This is a genomic window from Laceyella putida (assembly GCF_042665195.1).
Classification (GTDB): domain Bacteria; phylum Bacillota; class Bacilli; order Thermoactinomycetales; family Thermoactinomycetaceae; genus Laceyella; species Laceyella putida.
Map to the genome: position 1 here is coordinate 1 of NZ_JBHTBW010000032.1, position 14,661 is coordinate 14,661.

At 50.6% G+C, this 14,661-nt stretch carries 12 protein-coding genes and 1 pseudogene; 11 read left to right on the forward strand and 2 right to left on the reverse strand.

The annotated features are described in order from the left end of the window. Positions 1–852 (forward strand): annotated as a pseudogene (locus tag ACFQNG_RS11060) (RNA-guided endonuclease TnpB family protein); the annotation flags it as partial. 276 nt (positions 853–1,128) lie between these two features. Here the strand turns inward: ACFQNG_RS11060 and ACFQNG_RS11065 are convergent. After that, the gene (locus ACFQNG_RS11065) at positions 1,129–1,479 is read right to left on the reverse strand and encodes an ArsR/SmtB family transcription factor (protein ID WP_379864987.1); all 351 of its coding nucleotides are present in this window, start codon (positions 1,477–1,479) and stop codon (positions 1,129–1,131) included. A 521-nt stretch (positions 1,480–2,000) separates the two neighbouring features. Here ACFQNG_RS11065 and ACFQNG_RS11070 point away from each other — a divergent pair. Beyond that, entirely contained in the window at positions 2,001–2,681 is a 681-nt protein-coding gene (locus ACFQNG_RS11070) for a protein kinase domain-containing protein (RefSeq protein WP_379864989.1), read from the forward strand. 108 nt (positions 2,682–2,789) lie between these two features. Then, positions 2,790–4,157, forward strand: a complete 1,368-nt coding sequence (locus ACFQNG_RS11075) for an amino acid permease (protein ID WP_379864990.1) — start codon at positions 2,790–2,792, stop codon at positions 4,155–4,157. 277 nt (positions 4,158–4,434) lie between these two features. Here the strand turns inward: ACFQNG_RS11075 and ACFQNG_RS11080 are convergent, their stop codons facing one another. Further along, on the reverse strand, positions 4,435–5,139 hold the full coding sequence (locus ACFQNG_RS11080; protein ID WP_379864992.1) for a creatininase family protein: 705 nt from the start codon (positions 5,137–5,139) through the stop codon (positions 4,435–4,437). Between the two features lie 431 nt (positions 5,140–5,570). Between ACFQNG_RS11080 and hemE the strand changes: the two genes are divergently transcribed. From hemE to ACFQNG_RS11120, 8 genes are all read left to right on the forward strand, one after another. Next, complete coding sequence (gene hemE / locus ACFQNG_RS11085; protein WP_379864994.1) at positions 5,571–6,623, forward strand: uroporphyrinogen decarboxylase; 1,053 nt, start codon at positions 5,571–5,573, stop codon at positions 6,621–6,623. Further along, entirely contained in the window at positions 6,620–7,570 is a 951-nt protein-coding gene (gene hemH, locus ACFQNG_RS11090) for a ferrochelatase (RefSeq protein ID WP_379864996.1), read from the forward strand. The genes hemE and hemH overlap by 4 nt, the downstream gene beginning before the upstream one ends. Beyond that, on the forward strand, positions 7,567–9,012 hold the full coding sequence (gene hemY / locus ACFQNG_RS11095) for a protoporphyrinogen oxidase (RefSeq protein WP_379864998.1): 1,446 nt from the start codon (positions 7,567–7,569) through the stop codon (positions 9,010–9,012). Before hemH ends, hemY begins: the two co-directional genes overlap by 4 nt. 490 nt (positions 9,013–9,502) lie before the next feature. Then, positions 9,503–10,492 carry a galactose-1-phosphate uridylyltransferase gene (galT, locus tag ACFQNG_RS11100; RefSeq protein WP_379865001.1) on the forward strand — a complete coding sequence of 330 codons (990 nt, stop codon included), beginning with the start codon at positions 9,503–9,505 and terminating at the stop codon, positions 10,490–10,492. Further along, entirely contained in the window at positions 10,482–11,687 is a 1,206-nt protein-coding gene (locus ACFQNG_RS11105) for a galactokinase (protein ID WP_379865003.1), read from the forward strand. The genes galT and ACFQNG_RS11105 overlap by 11 nt, the downstream gene beginning before the upstream one ends. Next, the gene (gene galE / locus ACFQNG_RS11110; RefSeq protein ID WP_379865006.1) at positions 11,672–12,661 is read left to right on the forward strand and encodes a UDP-glucose 4-epimerase GalE; all 990 of its coding nucleotides are present in this window, start codon (positions 11,672–11,674) and stop codon (positions 12,659–12,661) included. Before ACFQNG_RS11105 ends, galE begins: the two co-directional genes overlap by 16 nt. 52 nt (positions 12,662–12,713) lie before the next feature. Further along, positions 12,714–12,905, forward strand: a complete 192-nt coding sequence (locus ACFQNG_RS11115) for a hypothetical protein (protein WP_379865007.1) — start codon at positions 12,714–12,716, stop codon at positions 12,903–12,905. 53 nt (positions 12,906–12,958) lie between these two features. Continuing rightward, complete coding sequence (locus tag ACFQNG_RS11120; RefSeq protein ID WP_379865009.1) at positions 12,959–14,647, forward strand: phospho-sugar mutase; 1,689 nt, start codon at positions 12,959–12,961, stop codon at positions 14,645–14,647. The last annotated feature ends 14 nt before the right edge of the window (positions 14,648–14,661 follow it).

Sequence of the window (14,661 nt, forward strand, 5' to 3'; positions counted from 1 at the left end):
GAGGTGAAGTCCCAAATGAAAAATCAAGAAGCGAAGACCTTTAAGAAGATGTGGTGTTGCTTTAATAATCAGAATCTAAAAATAGAGAAAGCGGGAGCTTTTTACACGGTTGCTTTTCCCACTCTAGAAAAGAAGGTTGGCGTTCCTGTAGTGGCTCGCCCTTTCAACAAGCATGGTTAGAACGAATCATAGCGGGCACTGCCAGCAAGGAGCCGGAAAGCTCTACAAGAAGAAACAGAAATGGGTTCTGGCTATTGCCATCTCATTTGATGTGCAGAAAAGCCAAGATCAAAAAGCGATGGGAGTAGACTTAGGTCTGCGCTACTTAGCTGTAGCCAGTGTGGGAACCCAGTCTCTCTTTTTTAAAGGAAATGAATGTGCTTATACTCGCAGACGCTATTCAGCTAGGCGTAGAAAACGGGGCAAAACCAAGAAACTTTCAGCAATGAAGAAGTCAAAGAATAAAGAATCCCGTTGGATGAAAAATCAGAACCATCGGATCAGTCGGCACATTGTCAACTATGCACTCACCCACGGTGTGGGTGTCATTCGCATGGAAGACTTGACCGACATTCGCAACAGAGCTAAATCTAAAAAAGAAGCAGGGAGAAATCTTCACTCATGGGCGTTCTACCAACTCAAAGAATTCATCCGCTATAAAGCGGAGATGGTGGGATCCGCTTTGAAGAAGTCAAAGCGGAATATACCAGTCAAACCTGCAAATGTGGTCATCATGAAAAAGCGAATCGAAAGGGGCTTCGCTTCCAGTGTAAGTGGTGTGGCTATACCTGCCATGCAGACTTAAACGGAGCAATCAATATAGGTAAGGCGATATCCGGACTCGCCGCCTAGCGTACTGGTCATAGGTACGCCGCCCATATGGGTACATGCAACGATGTTGTAGAACTGTATGGGATGGGCTGATGAGACAGCCCTGAACTTGGAAGTTGTCCAAAGCAGAAATGGATTGAGGACATTCACTATCCAAGAATCCCACGGCTTCAGCCGTGTGGAGTCTCAAAAACTAAAAAAAGCCCTTGCTTATGACCAAGTCATAAGCAGGGGCTAAAAAGTAGGTGAAGAGATATGAGTTTTAAACGTACATGCTGTAAGCTTGATAGGCATTGGTTAACAATTTTGATGCTCAAAAGCGATTTGAACAAGTTGTTTAATGTGTTCATCAGTAAGTGAATAGAAAACTAACTTGCCTTCTTTTCTGTACTTTGCTAAACCCATATTCCTGAGTAAACGTACGTGGTGTGAAGCGGTGGCAACCGAAGAATCAATGATGTGGGCAATATCGCAAACGCACAGTTCTTTTTCACATGACAAGCAATAGGCAATTTTTAATCGGGTTGGATCAGACAAAGCTTTAAAAAGTTGGGCTGTTTCAGTGAAGTCCACTTTGGCTATGTCAGTGTGCAGCCGCTCTACTTTTACTTCGTCATAACAAAAAACGTCGCAACGCTCGCTGTTCATAAATAATGAATGCTCCTTTTTATTTCAATTACTATTTCAGAATGGTTCTGATATTGGATCCCTTTCCTTATTTTCTCGTTAATACTATCCGAACAATACACTGGGTTTATATATATATTATCAGAATGGATAATCAAAACGAAGATGATTTATAAATTGAGTAAGAGAGGGCGTTGTTTTTGTGTTGTAATATGTGTCATTGTTTTGCTATTCGACACAATAAAATATATATTCGAATGTTATAGTGTGTATACTCAAAACAATTATGTGAATTCTACACGGCAATGTGAGAGGGTGTTGTTAAGTTCAAAGTTGTGCGAATACATACTCTTGTTATCGGAGCAGGACAAGCCGGGCCTGATAAATATGTCGACGGCTCCAAAACCGTTTTCCGTTGAATCCTTTGGCGGGTCGCAACGTGAACGATTTGTTAATTTCCGTTCAAACGCGTTTATGTCATAATCGTGTCGGGAAAGCGTACAATTGGAACAAATATTGGAATCCTGAAAGGGGACCCTCAGATGGACCGACATGCTTTCTCGATCGATCCGGCCGTTGTAGAACACCTCGGCTCAATCATTGCGAATGGAGAAATTGACCAGCGGCATCGTTTGCTTGGCGAAGGCTTAAGCGGCAAAGTGTATGAATTTGAAAATTATGCTGTCAAAGTGTTTAAACCGGATTACAGCGAAAAAGAAGATGCGGACCTGTTAACCCGGCTCTCGGGGCATGCCGCTTTTCCGGCGCTGCACTATAAAGAAGACCAGTTCATGATTGTGGACAAGGTGAGCGGATATACGTTGGGCCAAGCCCTCAAAGCGGGTGAGAAGTTAAACGAGCGCCTGTTTAACCAGATTGAAGAGGCGGTTGAGCGTTGTTACGCGGAAGGCATAATTCCCGATGACCTGCATCTGAACAACATCATGGTCAATCAAGACGGCCAGGTGAAGATTGTGGATGTTGGCCGCTTTTTCCACACCAATCAAGCGGTTGCCCATAAAGAGAAGTTGACGGACGATTTGGAGGCGTTAAAATATTACTGCGGCTTGTTCGGTTTTTTCTCCTCATCCAAACGGAAACGCCGTCGCCGCTACTCTTCTTCCGATTATCATCGCCATCGGGGCCACAGTTACTCTTCTTCCCATCGCCGGCGTTATTCATCTTCGGATCGGCATTATCGCCGCAAACGTTATTCGTCATAAAGGTAAGCTCCCGTGTTGGGAGCTTTTTTATATTGATAGATAAAATTAATATGAGTTAAAATGGCTGAAGGTGTTCGTTGTGCAACGAACCGAAAAAAGGAGAATAGGGTGGTTGAGTTGAGTTTGAGCAGAGTTCAGGCCGGTCAGAACGAAGATATTCTCAAGCGGGAATTGACTGACCGACAGTTAGTGATGATTGGCTTGGGAAGCGCCATTGGCACTGGATTGTTTATGGGATCCAGCCTTTCGATCCATTATGCCGGTCCGGCCGTGATCCTAAGCTATCTTGGCACCGCGGTGATCGTGGTGATGATGGTTTATTGTTTGGCGAAGATGTCCATGGTTTATCCCACGGCGGGATCGTTTGGGATTCATGCCGAAAAAGTGTTGGGGCCGTGGTTTGGTTATTTGGTGCGATATACGTATTGGGCGGCCAATGCGATTACTGTCGGTGGAGAAGCCACAGCCGTGGGCCTCTATATGAAGATGTGGTTTCCCGCCGTGCCGACATGGATCTGGGTGGTCTTATTCGCCTTCATCATTTTTATTGTCAATGCCATGTCGGTGAAAAGCTTTGGCTTGTTTGAGTATTGGTTTTCTTCGATCAAGGTGCTGGCCATTGTCGGGTTTATCGTGCTTGGCGGTATCCTCATCTTTGGCGATCCGTCGCGTAGCATGAGCAACCTGCAAGCGCAGGGAGGGTTTATTCCCCATGGCTGGTCGGGCATCTGGATGGGAATCGTGATGGCCACGTTCAGCTTTATGGGAACGGAGATCGTGGCCGTCACCGCGGGAGAGGCCAAACAACCGAAAAAAGTGTTGATGCGTTCGATGAAATGGTTGGTGCTTCGGCTCATTCTCTTCTACGTCTTGGCGATGACCGTGATGCTTGCTGTGGTTCCGTGGGATCAAGTGGGCGGGGAAACGGTCGAACAGAGCCCGTTCGTCAAGGTGTTGGAGCATCTGGATATTCCGTTTGCGGCGGGGGTAATGAACGTGATCATCTTGACGGCGGCGATGTCCACCATGAACGCCAATCTCTACGCCTGCACACGCATGATGTTTTCGTTGGCGCAAAGTGGCTTCGCCCCACGGGCATGGGGGAAGGTGAACGACAAAGGCGTTCCCCTCCATGCGCTGACAGCCTCTTCCTTTGGCTTGGGAGTCGCCGTGTTGCTCAATCTATTGACACCAAAAGCGTATAACACGATGTTTGGCATTTCGATCTTTGGCGGCATTTTCACGTGGATCATTATTTTTGTGACGTATTTTTGTTACAGACGGCAGACAGCACACAAGCTGTCCTGGGCAGCCCTGACCGGAGCGGGTGTGCTTGCGGCCATCCTGTTGACCATGCTACTCGATGCGGCTTGGATGTATGCGATTGTCACCGGTCTGGTTTGGATCGGGTCGTTAAGTGCGGTCTATTGGATAATGAATGGGAAAAAAGCAAAGCAAGCGAAGGCGTCTTCTTAAGGAAGGCGCCTTCGCTTGCTGACAAAGTGGAACGGGAGGTCGATTTTTGAGTCTTCGTTCCTTGGTCGCCAGATCGGGAAGTAGCTTCGTCGCCGAACTCCGGCGCAGGCAAAGTCACTGTCGTTCTTAGGGGTTGCCTGCTTTCCTCCTTCGTTCGGCACTCCGCTTGATTAACAGCTCCCAGTCACTCCGCTTTCAAAAATCTTCCTCCTCCAGGGTTTATCATTATCCCGGCGTCTTCTTAAAGAAGGTGCCTTTTTCATGCGGATCGCCGCCTTTATTCCAAAGCCAAAAACTCTTCCACGGACAGGGCGATTTCCCGAACCAATGCGTTCAGGAGTGCTTTTCCCTTGTTCGCAGAAGCCCGGGAAGGGAAACCGATTGTTCCGGTTGGGGTGAAAGCTTCCATCCCCACCACTTCCAAAAGCGGACGGTGGGGGGCGTCCACGTCGATCAATTTGTCCGTTTTGACGACGCCACTGGAGAACAAGTGCATGAGCAAGGAGGTTTCCGCTTCACCCGCATGCATATCTTGGCTCAGGTTGACCGAGATGCCCGCTTGCTCGTAAGCCCGTTCCCAATGTTTGCGCGTTGGAGCCAGCATGACCCGATGTCCATGCGCGTTGAGCTCCTGCGCGATATTGCCGAGTAGCATATTGCCGCCGTGCCCATTGATGATGACGCATCGGGGGATGCCGGAGCGCTCCAATGAATGAATCACATCCTGCACAACCGCGGTGATGGTGGTTACCCTTAGTGAGAGGGAACCGGGAAAACCGCTATGTTCAAAGGAAGCGGAATAAGGGAGTGCCGGCACCACATAAGCCGGGACAAACCGTTCCGCCAACCGTTGCGCGACAATGGCGGCAATAATGGTATCTGTATGCAAGGGCAGATGCGTGCCATGTTGTTCTGTGGAACCGATTGGAAAAAAAGCCAGTTCCATGTTGACACATTCATCCCAAGAAGGGAATGGATTCATGCGGATCACCTACGTTTTGCGGGATTGTACTTGCATTGTATCACAGTTGTCGTCCGGCGAGTGAAGGAAGAGGCGGTTTAAGGTGAAAAGGGAATTCGCCGGCACTGGCATCCCTCGGCTGAGGGGGATTTTGTCACGGAATTGAGATATTGACATCTACAACTTGGAGCTATACATTTGATTTAAACGTATGTTTAGATTGGACATGCATCTCTATTTCTTTGAACCGGCAACATCGGTTCAAGTTTCATCTATAGCATCTGAAGTGAATTTATGTGAAATCTCTCACATGTCGTTGGGTGCCACGCATGATGCGAAATGGGGATGTTTCCTATAAAAATGATCATCTTATGGAATGATGTGGTTTTACCAAATGTGCCGTAGTGGCAGACTGTTTACCAACGATGGATGAGAAAAGGGGTCTTCATGCGATGAAATCATCATTTAACGATACGTTTTTGCGGGCTTGCCGCAAAGAGCCCACGCCTTACGTTCCTGTATGGTACATGAGACAGGCGGGGCGCTATCAACCAGAATATCGGAAAATCAGAGAGAAATACAGTTTTTTTGAAATGAATTACATACCGGAAGTCTGCGCGGAAGTGACGAAGCTGCCCGTTGACCAATTGGGAGTGGACGCTGCTATTTTATTCGCCGATATTGTTACGCCATTGAAGCCGATCGGGGTCGAAGTCGAGATTCGTTCCGGCATTGGGCCCGTGATAGACAATCCGATCCGCAGAGTGGAAGATGTGCGTCGCTTGGGAGAATTGGATCCGGTTTCAGACATTCCTTATATCATGGATGCGGTGAGAATCTTGACCGAACAGCTTCATGTCCCACTCATCGGCTTTGCGGGAGCGCCGTTCACTTTGGCCAGTTATCTGATTGAAGGCGGTCCCTCGAAGAATTACCACAAAACGAAAGCGATGATGTATACGGAGCCGGAGGCATGGGCTTTGTTGATGGATAAGCTGGGGGATATGACCATCACTTATCTGCGCGCGCAAATTGAAGCGGGCGCCAAAGCGGTTCAAGTGTTTGACTCATGGGTCGGCGCGGTGAGCGAAGCGGATTACCGCCAGTTTATTTTCCCCACAATGCACCGCATTTTCACCCGTTTGCAAGAAACCGGTGTGCCATTGATTTACTTTGGCGTGGGGACGGGCCATTTGCTGCGGGCCTTTAACGAGTTGCCGGTGGATGTCCTCGGTTTGGATTGGCGTGTCACGATCACCCAAGCAAGAACCGAGTACGGCGTGAACAAAGCGCTTCAAGGGAATTTGGAACCCGCGTTGCTCTTGGCTCCCTGGGAAACATTGGAACGGAAAGCCAAACAGGTGTTGGATGAAGGGATGAGGCAACCGGGGTATATTTTCAATTTGGGACATGGGATTTTCCCGCAATGCAGTGTCGAAACGATGCAGAAATTGACCGAGTTCGTTCATCGCTATACTTATCAAAACGGGGAGATGGTCGTGTGAAGCGAAAGAAAATCGGGGTGCTTCTGATGGCATATGGCACGCCGCGGAACAAGGAAGAGATCGAGCCTTATTACACGCACATTCGCAGGGGGAGAAAGCCGCCGCAGGAATTGCTCGATGAGTTGACCGAGCGCTACGAGGCGGTGGGTGAGATCAATCAATTCGCCAAAATCACGGAGGCGCAAGTGGAGAAAGTCGTGGCCGAACTCCAACAGCGCTTCCCCCAGTTGGAATTTCGGGGATATTTGGGGCTGAAGCACATTTCCCCGTTTGTGGAAGAGGCGGTGGAACGCATGGCCCGCGATGGGATTGAGGAGGCCGTCAGCTTGGTGTTGGCTCCGCACTATTCCACTTACAGCGTGAAAAGTTATAACGAACGGGCCCAGGCGAAAGCCAAGGAACTGGACATTACGCTTTATTCCATCGACAGCTGGCACGATGAACCCCCATACATCCAATACTGGGCGGATCGTTTGAAAGCGTTGTTTGATGATATGGATGCGCAGGAAAAAGAAAAATCGGTGGTGATCTTTTCGGCGCACAGCTTGCCGGAAAAAATCTTGGCGACGGGGGATCCATATCCGGAACAACTGCAAGAAACCGCCAAACTGATTGCCGAGAAAGTTTCCATTCCCCACTACCGGATGGGCTGGCAGAGCGCGGGAAGAACGCCGGAACCCTGGTTGGGGCCGGATGTGCAAGATTTGACACGGGACTTGTACCAAAAGGAAGGGTTCACTTCGTTCATTTACTGCCCCATCGGGTTTGTGGCGGAACATCTTGAAGTGCTGTATGACAATGACATCGAGTGCAAGGCGGTGACCGATGAGCTGGGGGCAAACTATTACCGTCCCGCAATGCCCAATGCCCGGCCGGAGTTTATCGCTTGTTTAAGCGGGATTTTGAGCAAAGAACTTATACGAAAAGGAGTCATCGCAGAGGAATGAGCCGATCTATTCATCATGTCGCGATCGTGGGGGGAGGCATCACCGGCCTGTCCGTCGCTTACTACCTGCAACGGGAAATCGAAGCCAAACGGTTGCCGTTTCAGTTTACTCTGATTGAAGCGGATTCGCGCTTGGGCGGGAAGATCGATACATTAAGGCGAGACGGTTATGTCATCGAAAAAGGGCCGGATTCTTTTTTGGAAAGAAAACGGCATGCCACCCAACTGGCCATTGATTTGGGCTTGGAGCATGAGCTGGTCAACAATGAAACGGGCCAAGCGTATATCTATCACGAACGCGATTTGCACCCCATTCCCGCAGGTTCGGTCATGGGCATGCCCACGGAGCTCCAACCCTTTTTGGAAACGTTGCTCCTGTCGACAGAGGGAAAGGCGAGAGCGTTGGAAGACTTGCTCCTTCCCGTTGAACCTGTGGCGGAAGACTTGTCGGTCGGAGACTTTTTCCGCCGGCGCTTTGGCGATGAGATGGTGGACCGGGTGATTGAACCGTTAATATCCGGAGTGTATGGTAATCCGATCGACCATCTCAGTTTGCTGGCCACTTTCCCGCAGTATCACCGTCTTTTGATGGAACACGGCAGCTTGATCAAAGCCATGAGGTACACCCGCCCCAAAGCCCCTTCCAAGCGGGGAAAGGGCATGTTCCAAACGGTCCGTAGCGGCCTCGCCACGATCGTCGAACGGATCGAAGCGTCCTTGCCGGCGGTTAAGGTGCGAAAAAATGCGGAGATCACCCGCTTTGTGAAAACGGAGAATGGTTATCAGCTCACATTGAAGGATGGCGCCGTGCTCGATGCCCACTCCGTGGTTTTCACCACTCCCCATCAGGTGACAAGAAAGGTGTTGCGGCCTTATCTTGACCTCAAACCGATCGACCTGGCGGAACCCACCTCGGTGGCCACGGTCTCGCTTGCTTTTCCGAGAGAGCGGGTGCAAGTGTCCGTAAAAGGAACGGGCTTTATCGTTCCCCGTCAGGCCGACCTGCGCATCACGGCCTGCACGTGGCTTCATCAAAAGTGGCCGCATACGACGCCGGCGGGGAAAGCCTTGCTCCGCTGTTTTGTCGGCCGTCCCCAAGCGGACGGGATCGTCCATCGCACCGATGAGGAAATCGCCGAGATGGTTCTCGAAGACCTGCGCAATATCCGGGCCATGGACATCAAAGGCGAGCCGGAGTTTGTCTTTATTCACCGCTTCAAGGAGTCCCGGCCCCCTTATGAGGTGGGACACCAACAATGGGTGGAACAAATCACCCATCAAGTGCGGAGCGCCTTGCCGCGAGTGTATTTGGCGGGATCCTTTTACAAAGGCGTCGGTTTGCCGGATTGTATTCAGCAAGGCAAGGAAGTGGTTGGACAGATTGTCAGTGGGGTGGCGGCATCCCCGAACAACGACAGTCAAAGTTTCGTCCCTTTTTGTTAGGGGGGTGTTGTGAAAAGAAAACCCCTGTTTCCCGGACTTGAGTTGGGAAATGGGGTTTTTTCATGCTCTTTAACTTGCCTGTAAAGAACCTGCAATGCGATGGGGTGGTTTATTTGAAAATAAGGTTTACATATTTGAAAAAGTTAATTTATTATTTTAATTGAGGTTGTTTTTATTGTTCAAACAACTGTCTGGCGATGGGATTGGCTAAAGAGGAAATGGCTGGGCGGAAAACAAAATGATTGGGTAAGACCAAACAAAAATGGCACCTCTACACTGCGGTGGAAAGCGATTGGAATCGCAATTGTTGGAAATTACCTTCGCGCCTACCTGCATGAATGAACCCATTTTCTTGCGGCAGAGCAGAAAAGGAGGTTGTGCCTAAACGGAGTCCGTATTATTATATGGTTAATTAAATTAATTAATTATTTATGAGTCATTTTGAAAGCGCTGTACTTTTGACAATGATCCGAGATGGAGGAGACAGAACATGGCTGAATTGCGGTACAATCCTTTATTGCGCGATTGGACGATGGTTGCGTCCAACCGCCAAAACCGTCCCCACATGCCAAAAGATTATTGCCCGTTTTGTCCAGGTTCGGGCAAAGTGCCGGACCATTACACGGTCATGACTTACAACAACGATTTCCCGGTATTGAGCCCCAACCCGCCCGAGCCCGACCCTGTGGACACGCCCTTGTACAAGACCAAGAAATCGTTTGGGAAATGCGAAGTCGTTTTGTATTCCCCCGACCATCATCAAACCCTGCCCGAGCTCTCTGTCGACCATATCCTGGAACTGGTGGAGTTGTGGACAGAACGGTATCGCGCATTGGAGCAAGATCCGAACCACCAGTACATCATGATATTTGAAAACCGGGGGGAAGAGTGCGGCGTGACGATGCCCCATCCTCACGGCCAGATCTATGCCTACTCGCATATGCCGCTGAAGATTCGGACCGAACTGGAGAGCTGTCGCCTTCATCATGAAGAAACGGGCCGTTGCCTACTCTGCGAGATGAATCAACATGAACAAGCGTTTGCTGAGCGGGTGATTGTCGAAAACGAGGATTTTATCGCGTATATTCCGTTTTTCACCGATTATCCTTATGGCGTGTTCGTTGTGAGCAAGTCGCACAAAACCGCTTTGACGGACTTCACTCCGCGAGAAAAGAGAAACTTGGCCGATATCCTCAAAAAAGTGACGGGAGCGATGGACCAACTGTATGACCGGCTCTTCCCGTACATGATGGTGATGCACCAACGACCTGTCAACGGGGATGATGTGGAAGCTTTCTATCACTTCCATATCGAGTTTTATCCGCCGCTGCGGGATAAGGACAAGATCAAATTTTACGCTTCGTCGGAAATGGGGGCTTGGGCCGCCGCCAACCCACAAGCGGTGGAAGAGACCGCGCCGCGCCTGCGTGAAGCTTTGGCGCGCTTCCTGGAGAAAGAAGGGGTAAAAAATGAACGTTGATAAGCTGAGGGCAAAGTTTGAAGCATGCTTTGGACATCAAGACGGCTTGCGCATCTTTTTTGCTCCCGGCCGGGTGAATCTCATCGGTGAGCATACGGATTATAACGGCGGTTATGTCTTTCCGGCTGCGCTTACCTTTGGGACATGGGCGTTGGTGAGCCCGCGCGAGGATGGGATGTATCGCTTCCGTTCGCTTAACTTCGCTGTGGGGGTGGATTGTGCCGACGGTGAATGGAAGGTTGATCCGCGGGATGATTGGGCCAATTATCCCAAAGGGATGATCAGCACATTGCAAGAGGCTTTTCCACATATCCCAAAACGACTGGGCGGTGCCGATATTCTCTATTACGGCACCATTCCGAATGGCGCGGGTTTGTCTTCTTCCGCTTCCATTTTGCTGGTGACCGCGCTGGCGATAACCAAGTTGGCGGGGGTCGATGTGCCGCCGGTTCAGCTGGCTTTGCTGGCGCAGAAGGCCGAAAACCGATTCATCGGCGTCCAGTGCGGGATCATGGATCAGTTTGCCATCGCGATGGGCAAGCGGAACCATGCCGTCAAATTGAAATGCGATACGCTGGAGTACGCTTACTTCCCGATCGATATCGCCGGATATAAACTGGTGATCACCCATACCAACAAACGGCGTGGATTGGCTGAATCCAAATATAATGAGCGGCGGAGACAGTGCGAAGAAGGCTTGAGCCAAATCCGGCAGCGCCTACCGCGAGTTCAGACCCTGGGCGATTTAAGCTATGCCGAGTGGGTGAACGTACGGGAAGCGGTGACCGATGAAGTGATTCGACGACGCGTTGAGCATGTGGTGAGCGAAAATGAGCGGGTGGTTTTGGCAACGCAAAGTTTGGAACAGCATGACTTGCGGACGTTTGGCGAACTGATGAGAAAGTCGCACGAATCCTTGCGGGACAATTATGAGGTAACAGGGCTTGAGTTGGATGCGTTGTATGAGATCGCGAGCCATGTGGAGGGCTGCATTGGCACGCGCATGACGGGAGCGGGTTTCGGCGGCTGCAATGTCAGCTTGGTGAAAGGGGACTGTGTCGCCCGTTTCAAAGAACAAGTGACGCAGTATTACACAGGAAAAACGGGACTCGCTCCCACGTTCTATGAGTGTGAAATCGGCGATGGAGTGAAAGAGATGACAGAAGAGGAGGTCGGCGCATGGCCATTTTGGTGACAGGGGGTGCGGGCTATATTGGCAGCCATACGGTAGCGGAACTATTGGCCCGCGGCGAAGAAGTGGTGGTTGTGGACAATTTGCGGACCGGGCATCGGGCGGCCGTGCTTGGGGGAACGTTCTATGAAGGGGATATCGGCGATCGCGCATTTTTGGATCTGGTTTTTGGACGGCATGAGATTGAAGCGGTGATTCACTTCGCGGCCCATTCGCTGGTGGGGGAAAGTGTCCATATTCCCCTCGATTATTACCAAAACAATCTGATGGCTTCGCATACCTTGGTTTCCGCGATGTTGGCTCATGGGGTGAAAAAAATCATATTCTCTTCCACGGCGGCCACGTATGGGGAGCCGAAACGGGTGCCGATACTAGAAGACGATCCAACCGAACCAACCAATCCTTATGGTGAAACAAAACTGGCGATGGAAAAGATGTTCCGGTGGTGTGACCAAGCATACGGGCTGAAATCCATTTCTTTGCGATATTTCAATGTGGCCGGCGCCCATCCCGACGGCTTGATCGGTGAGGACCATCAGCCCGAAACCCACCTGGTTCCCATCATCCTCCAAGTGGCTTTGGGACAGCGGGAACACATCTCCATCTTTGGGGATGATTATCCAACGGAAGACGGGAGTTGTGTCCGCGACTATATTCATGTGATGGATTTGGCGCAAGCCCATTGGTTGGCCTTGGCGCATTTGCGCAACACGGAACGGAGCGATGTCTTCAACTTGGGAAACGGCAAGGGATTCTCAGTGAAAGAGATGATTGAAATCGCCCGCAAAGTGACGGGGCATCCGATTCCGGCGCAAGTGAGCCCACGCCGTGCGGGTGATCCGGCCGTCCTTGTCGCTTCCTCGGACAAAGCCCAAACCGTGCTGGGGTGGAAACCGCAATACCACCAATTGGAAACCATCATCGAAAGCGCGTGGAGATGGCACCAGGCCCACCCACGCGGATATGAAGACAAATGAATCATCATGAGAAGCATGGGATGAAAGTTTTACATCGCGGAGGGAAGCTGTGATGGGGCGAGTGGCTCGGGGCGGCTGCAAAGCGGAAGACCCGGCTGCAAGATTCTTTCGCCTGGTATCCCGTGCGTTGGTGTGGGGAGAGAGCGTCGACCATCGCTCTCTCTTTCTGCTGATAAAGAAGGCGCTAAGGTTGCTAACCATCCCAACCACACCCCAGCAACATATGAAATACAAAAAGGAATGATATAATTTTTGCTGCAAGGTTTTTTTCGTCAGATGGGAAAAGGAGGGAAAAAGATGTCGCACTATCGACAGGAATATGAACGCTGGTTAAACGCCGCACATTTGGAACCAAGATGGAAAAAGGAACTGGAAGAGATCGCTGATGATGAGACAGAGATAGAAGATCGCTTTTACAAGGCATTGGAGTTTGGCACCGCCGGCATGCGAGGCTTAATCGGGGCGGGGACGAACCGCATCAATCCGTACACCATCCGCAAAGCGACCCAAGGGTTGGCCCAGTACATAGAGAAACAAGGGACGGAAGCGAAACGGAAAGGGGTGGTGATCGCCTACGATTCGCGCCACCTGTCGCCCGAGTTGGCACAAGAGGCGGGATTGGTCCTGGCCCGCCATGGGGTGAGAGCCTATGTTTTTGACGCATTGCGTCCCACACCGGAGCTCTCGTTTGCGGTGCGCCATTTGGGGGCAACGGCTGGCATCATGATCACGGCCAGCCATAACCCGCGGGAGTATAACGGTTATAAAGTGTATGGTGCCGATGGGGCGCAGATCGCGACGAAATTGGCTGATGCGATTATCCATGAAATCTCCAGCGTGCCGGATGAGTTGCGGGTCGAAAAAGCGGACTTGGCCGATGCGCAAGCAAAGGGGCTGTACCAAGTGATCGGTGCGGAAATCGATGATGCCTATCACGATCGCCTGCAAACGTTGATCAACCAGCCCCATGAATCTCATCGACAGGTGAAAATCGTCTACACTCCGCTCCATGGCACTGGAAACAAACCAGTAAGGCGGATATTGCAAACCATGGGTTTCACCCAAGTATATGTCGTGCCGGAACAAGAGCGGCCCGATCCCGATTTTTCGACCGTATCCTCTCCGAACCCTGAAGAACATGAAGCGTTCAAGTTGGCGATCCAATTGGCTGAACAAGTGGATGCTTCACTGATCATGGGCACGGATCCCGATGCGGATCGCGTCGGGGTCGCGGTGCGTGACGACCAGGGGAAGTTTGTTATCTTGACCGGCAATCAGTTGGGTGCGCTCTTGATGGAATATCTTTTGTCCGAGCGTGCGCGCAAGGGAACATTGCCGCGGAACGGATGCGTGATCAATACGGTTGTCACTTCGGACATGGGGGAAGCCATTGCCAAACATTACGGTGTGGAAACCCTCAAGACGTTGACCGGCTTCAAATATATCGCAGAACAGATCAAGCGGTTTGAAGAAACGGGAGAAAAAACTTTCCTCTTCGGATATGAGGAAAGTTACGGGTATCTTGCGGGAGACTTCTGCCGGGACAAGGATGCGGTGCAAGCCTGCATGTTGGCGGCGGAGATGGCCTCTTATTATCAGGCGCAGGGAATGACGCTTTACCAAGTGTTGCAACAACTGTTTGCCAAAGTGGGTTACTATAAAGAGGAATTGCTCTCTTTGACGCTGACTGGGGTGGAAGGTGTGCGCAAAATTCAAGCAATCATGGAAAGCCTGCGGAATCAGGCACCTCTTTCCATTGCCGGAAGCGTAGTGAAGGAAACCAAAGATTATTTACACGGCATTGACCAATTGCCCAAAGCCAATGTGTTAAAGTTTATCTTGGAAGATGATAGTTGGATAGCGATCCGCCCTTCGGGCACTGAACCCAAAATCAAATTTTACCTCGCTGTGAAAGGGACAGATGCCCACCATGCGGATCGCCGTTTACACGAATTAAGACAAGCGGTTGACACTTGGATTCGCTAGCGCGTAAAGAGGTT

Bases quoted from the DNA above. Each gene is read 5' to 3' on its own strand.
- ACFQNG_RS11065 (WP_379864987.1), bottom strand. From the start codon at position 1,479: ATGAACAGCGAGCGTTGCGACGTTTTTTGTTATGACGAAGTAAAAGTA.
- ACFQNG_RS11070 (WP_379864989.1), top strand. From the start codon at position 2,001: ATGGACCGACATGCTTTCTCGATCGATCCGGCCGTTGTAGAACACCTC.
- ACFQNG_RS11080 (WP_379864992.1), bottom strand. From the start codon at position 5,139: ATGAATCCATTCCCTTCTTGGGATGAATGTGTCAACATGGAACTGGCT.
- hemE (WP_379864994.1), top strand. From the start codon at position 5,571: ATGAAATCATCATTTAACGATACGTTTTTGCGGGCTTGCCGCAAAGAG.
- hemY (WP_379864998.1), top strand. From the start codon at position 7,567: ATGAGCCGATCTATTCATCATGTCGCGATCGTGGGGGGAGGCATCACC.
- galT (WP_379865001.1), top strand. From the start codon at position 9,503: ATGGCTGAATTGCGGTACAATCCTTTATTGCGCGATTGGACGATGGTT.
- ACFQNG_RS11105 (WP_379865003.1), top strand. From the start codon at position 10,482: ATGAACGTTGATAAGCTGAGGGCAAAGTTTGAAGCATGCTTTGGACAT.
- galE (WP_379865006.1), top strand. From the start codon at position 11,672: ATGGCCATTTTGGTGACAGGGGGTGCGGGCTATATTGGCAGCCATACG.
- ACFQNG_RS11115 (WP_379865007.1), top strand. From the start codon at position 12,714: ATGGGGCGAGTGGCTCGGGGCGGCTGCAAAGCGGAAGACCCGGCTGCA.
- ACFQNG_RS11120 (WP_379865009.1), top strand. From the start codon at position 12,959: ATGTCGCACTATCGACAGGAATATGAACGCTGGTTAAACGCCGCACAT.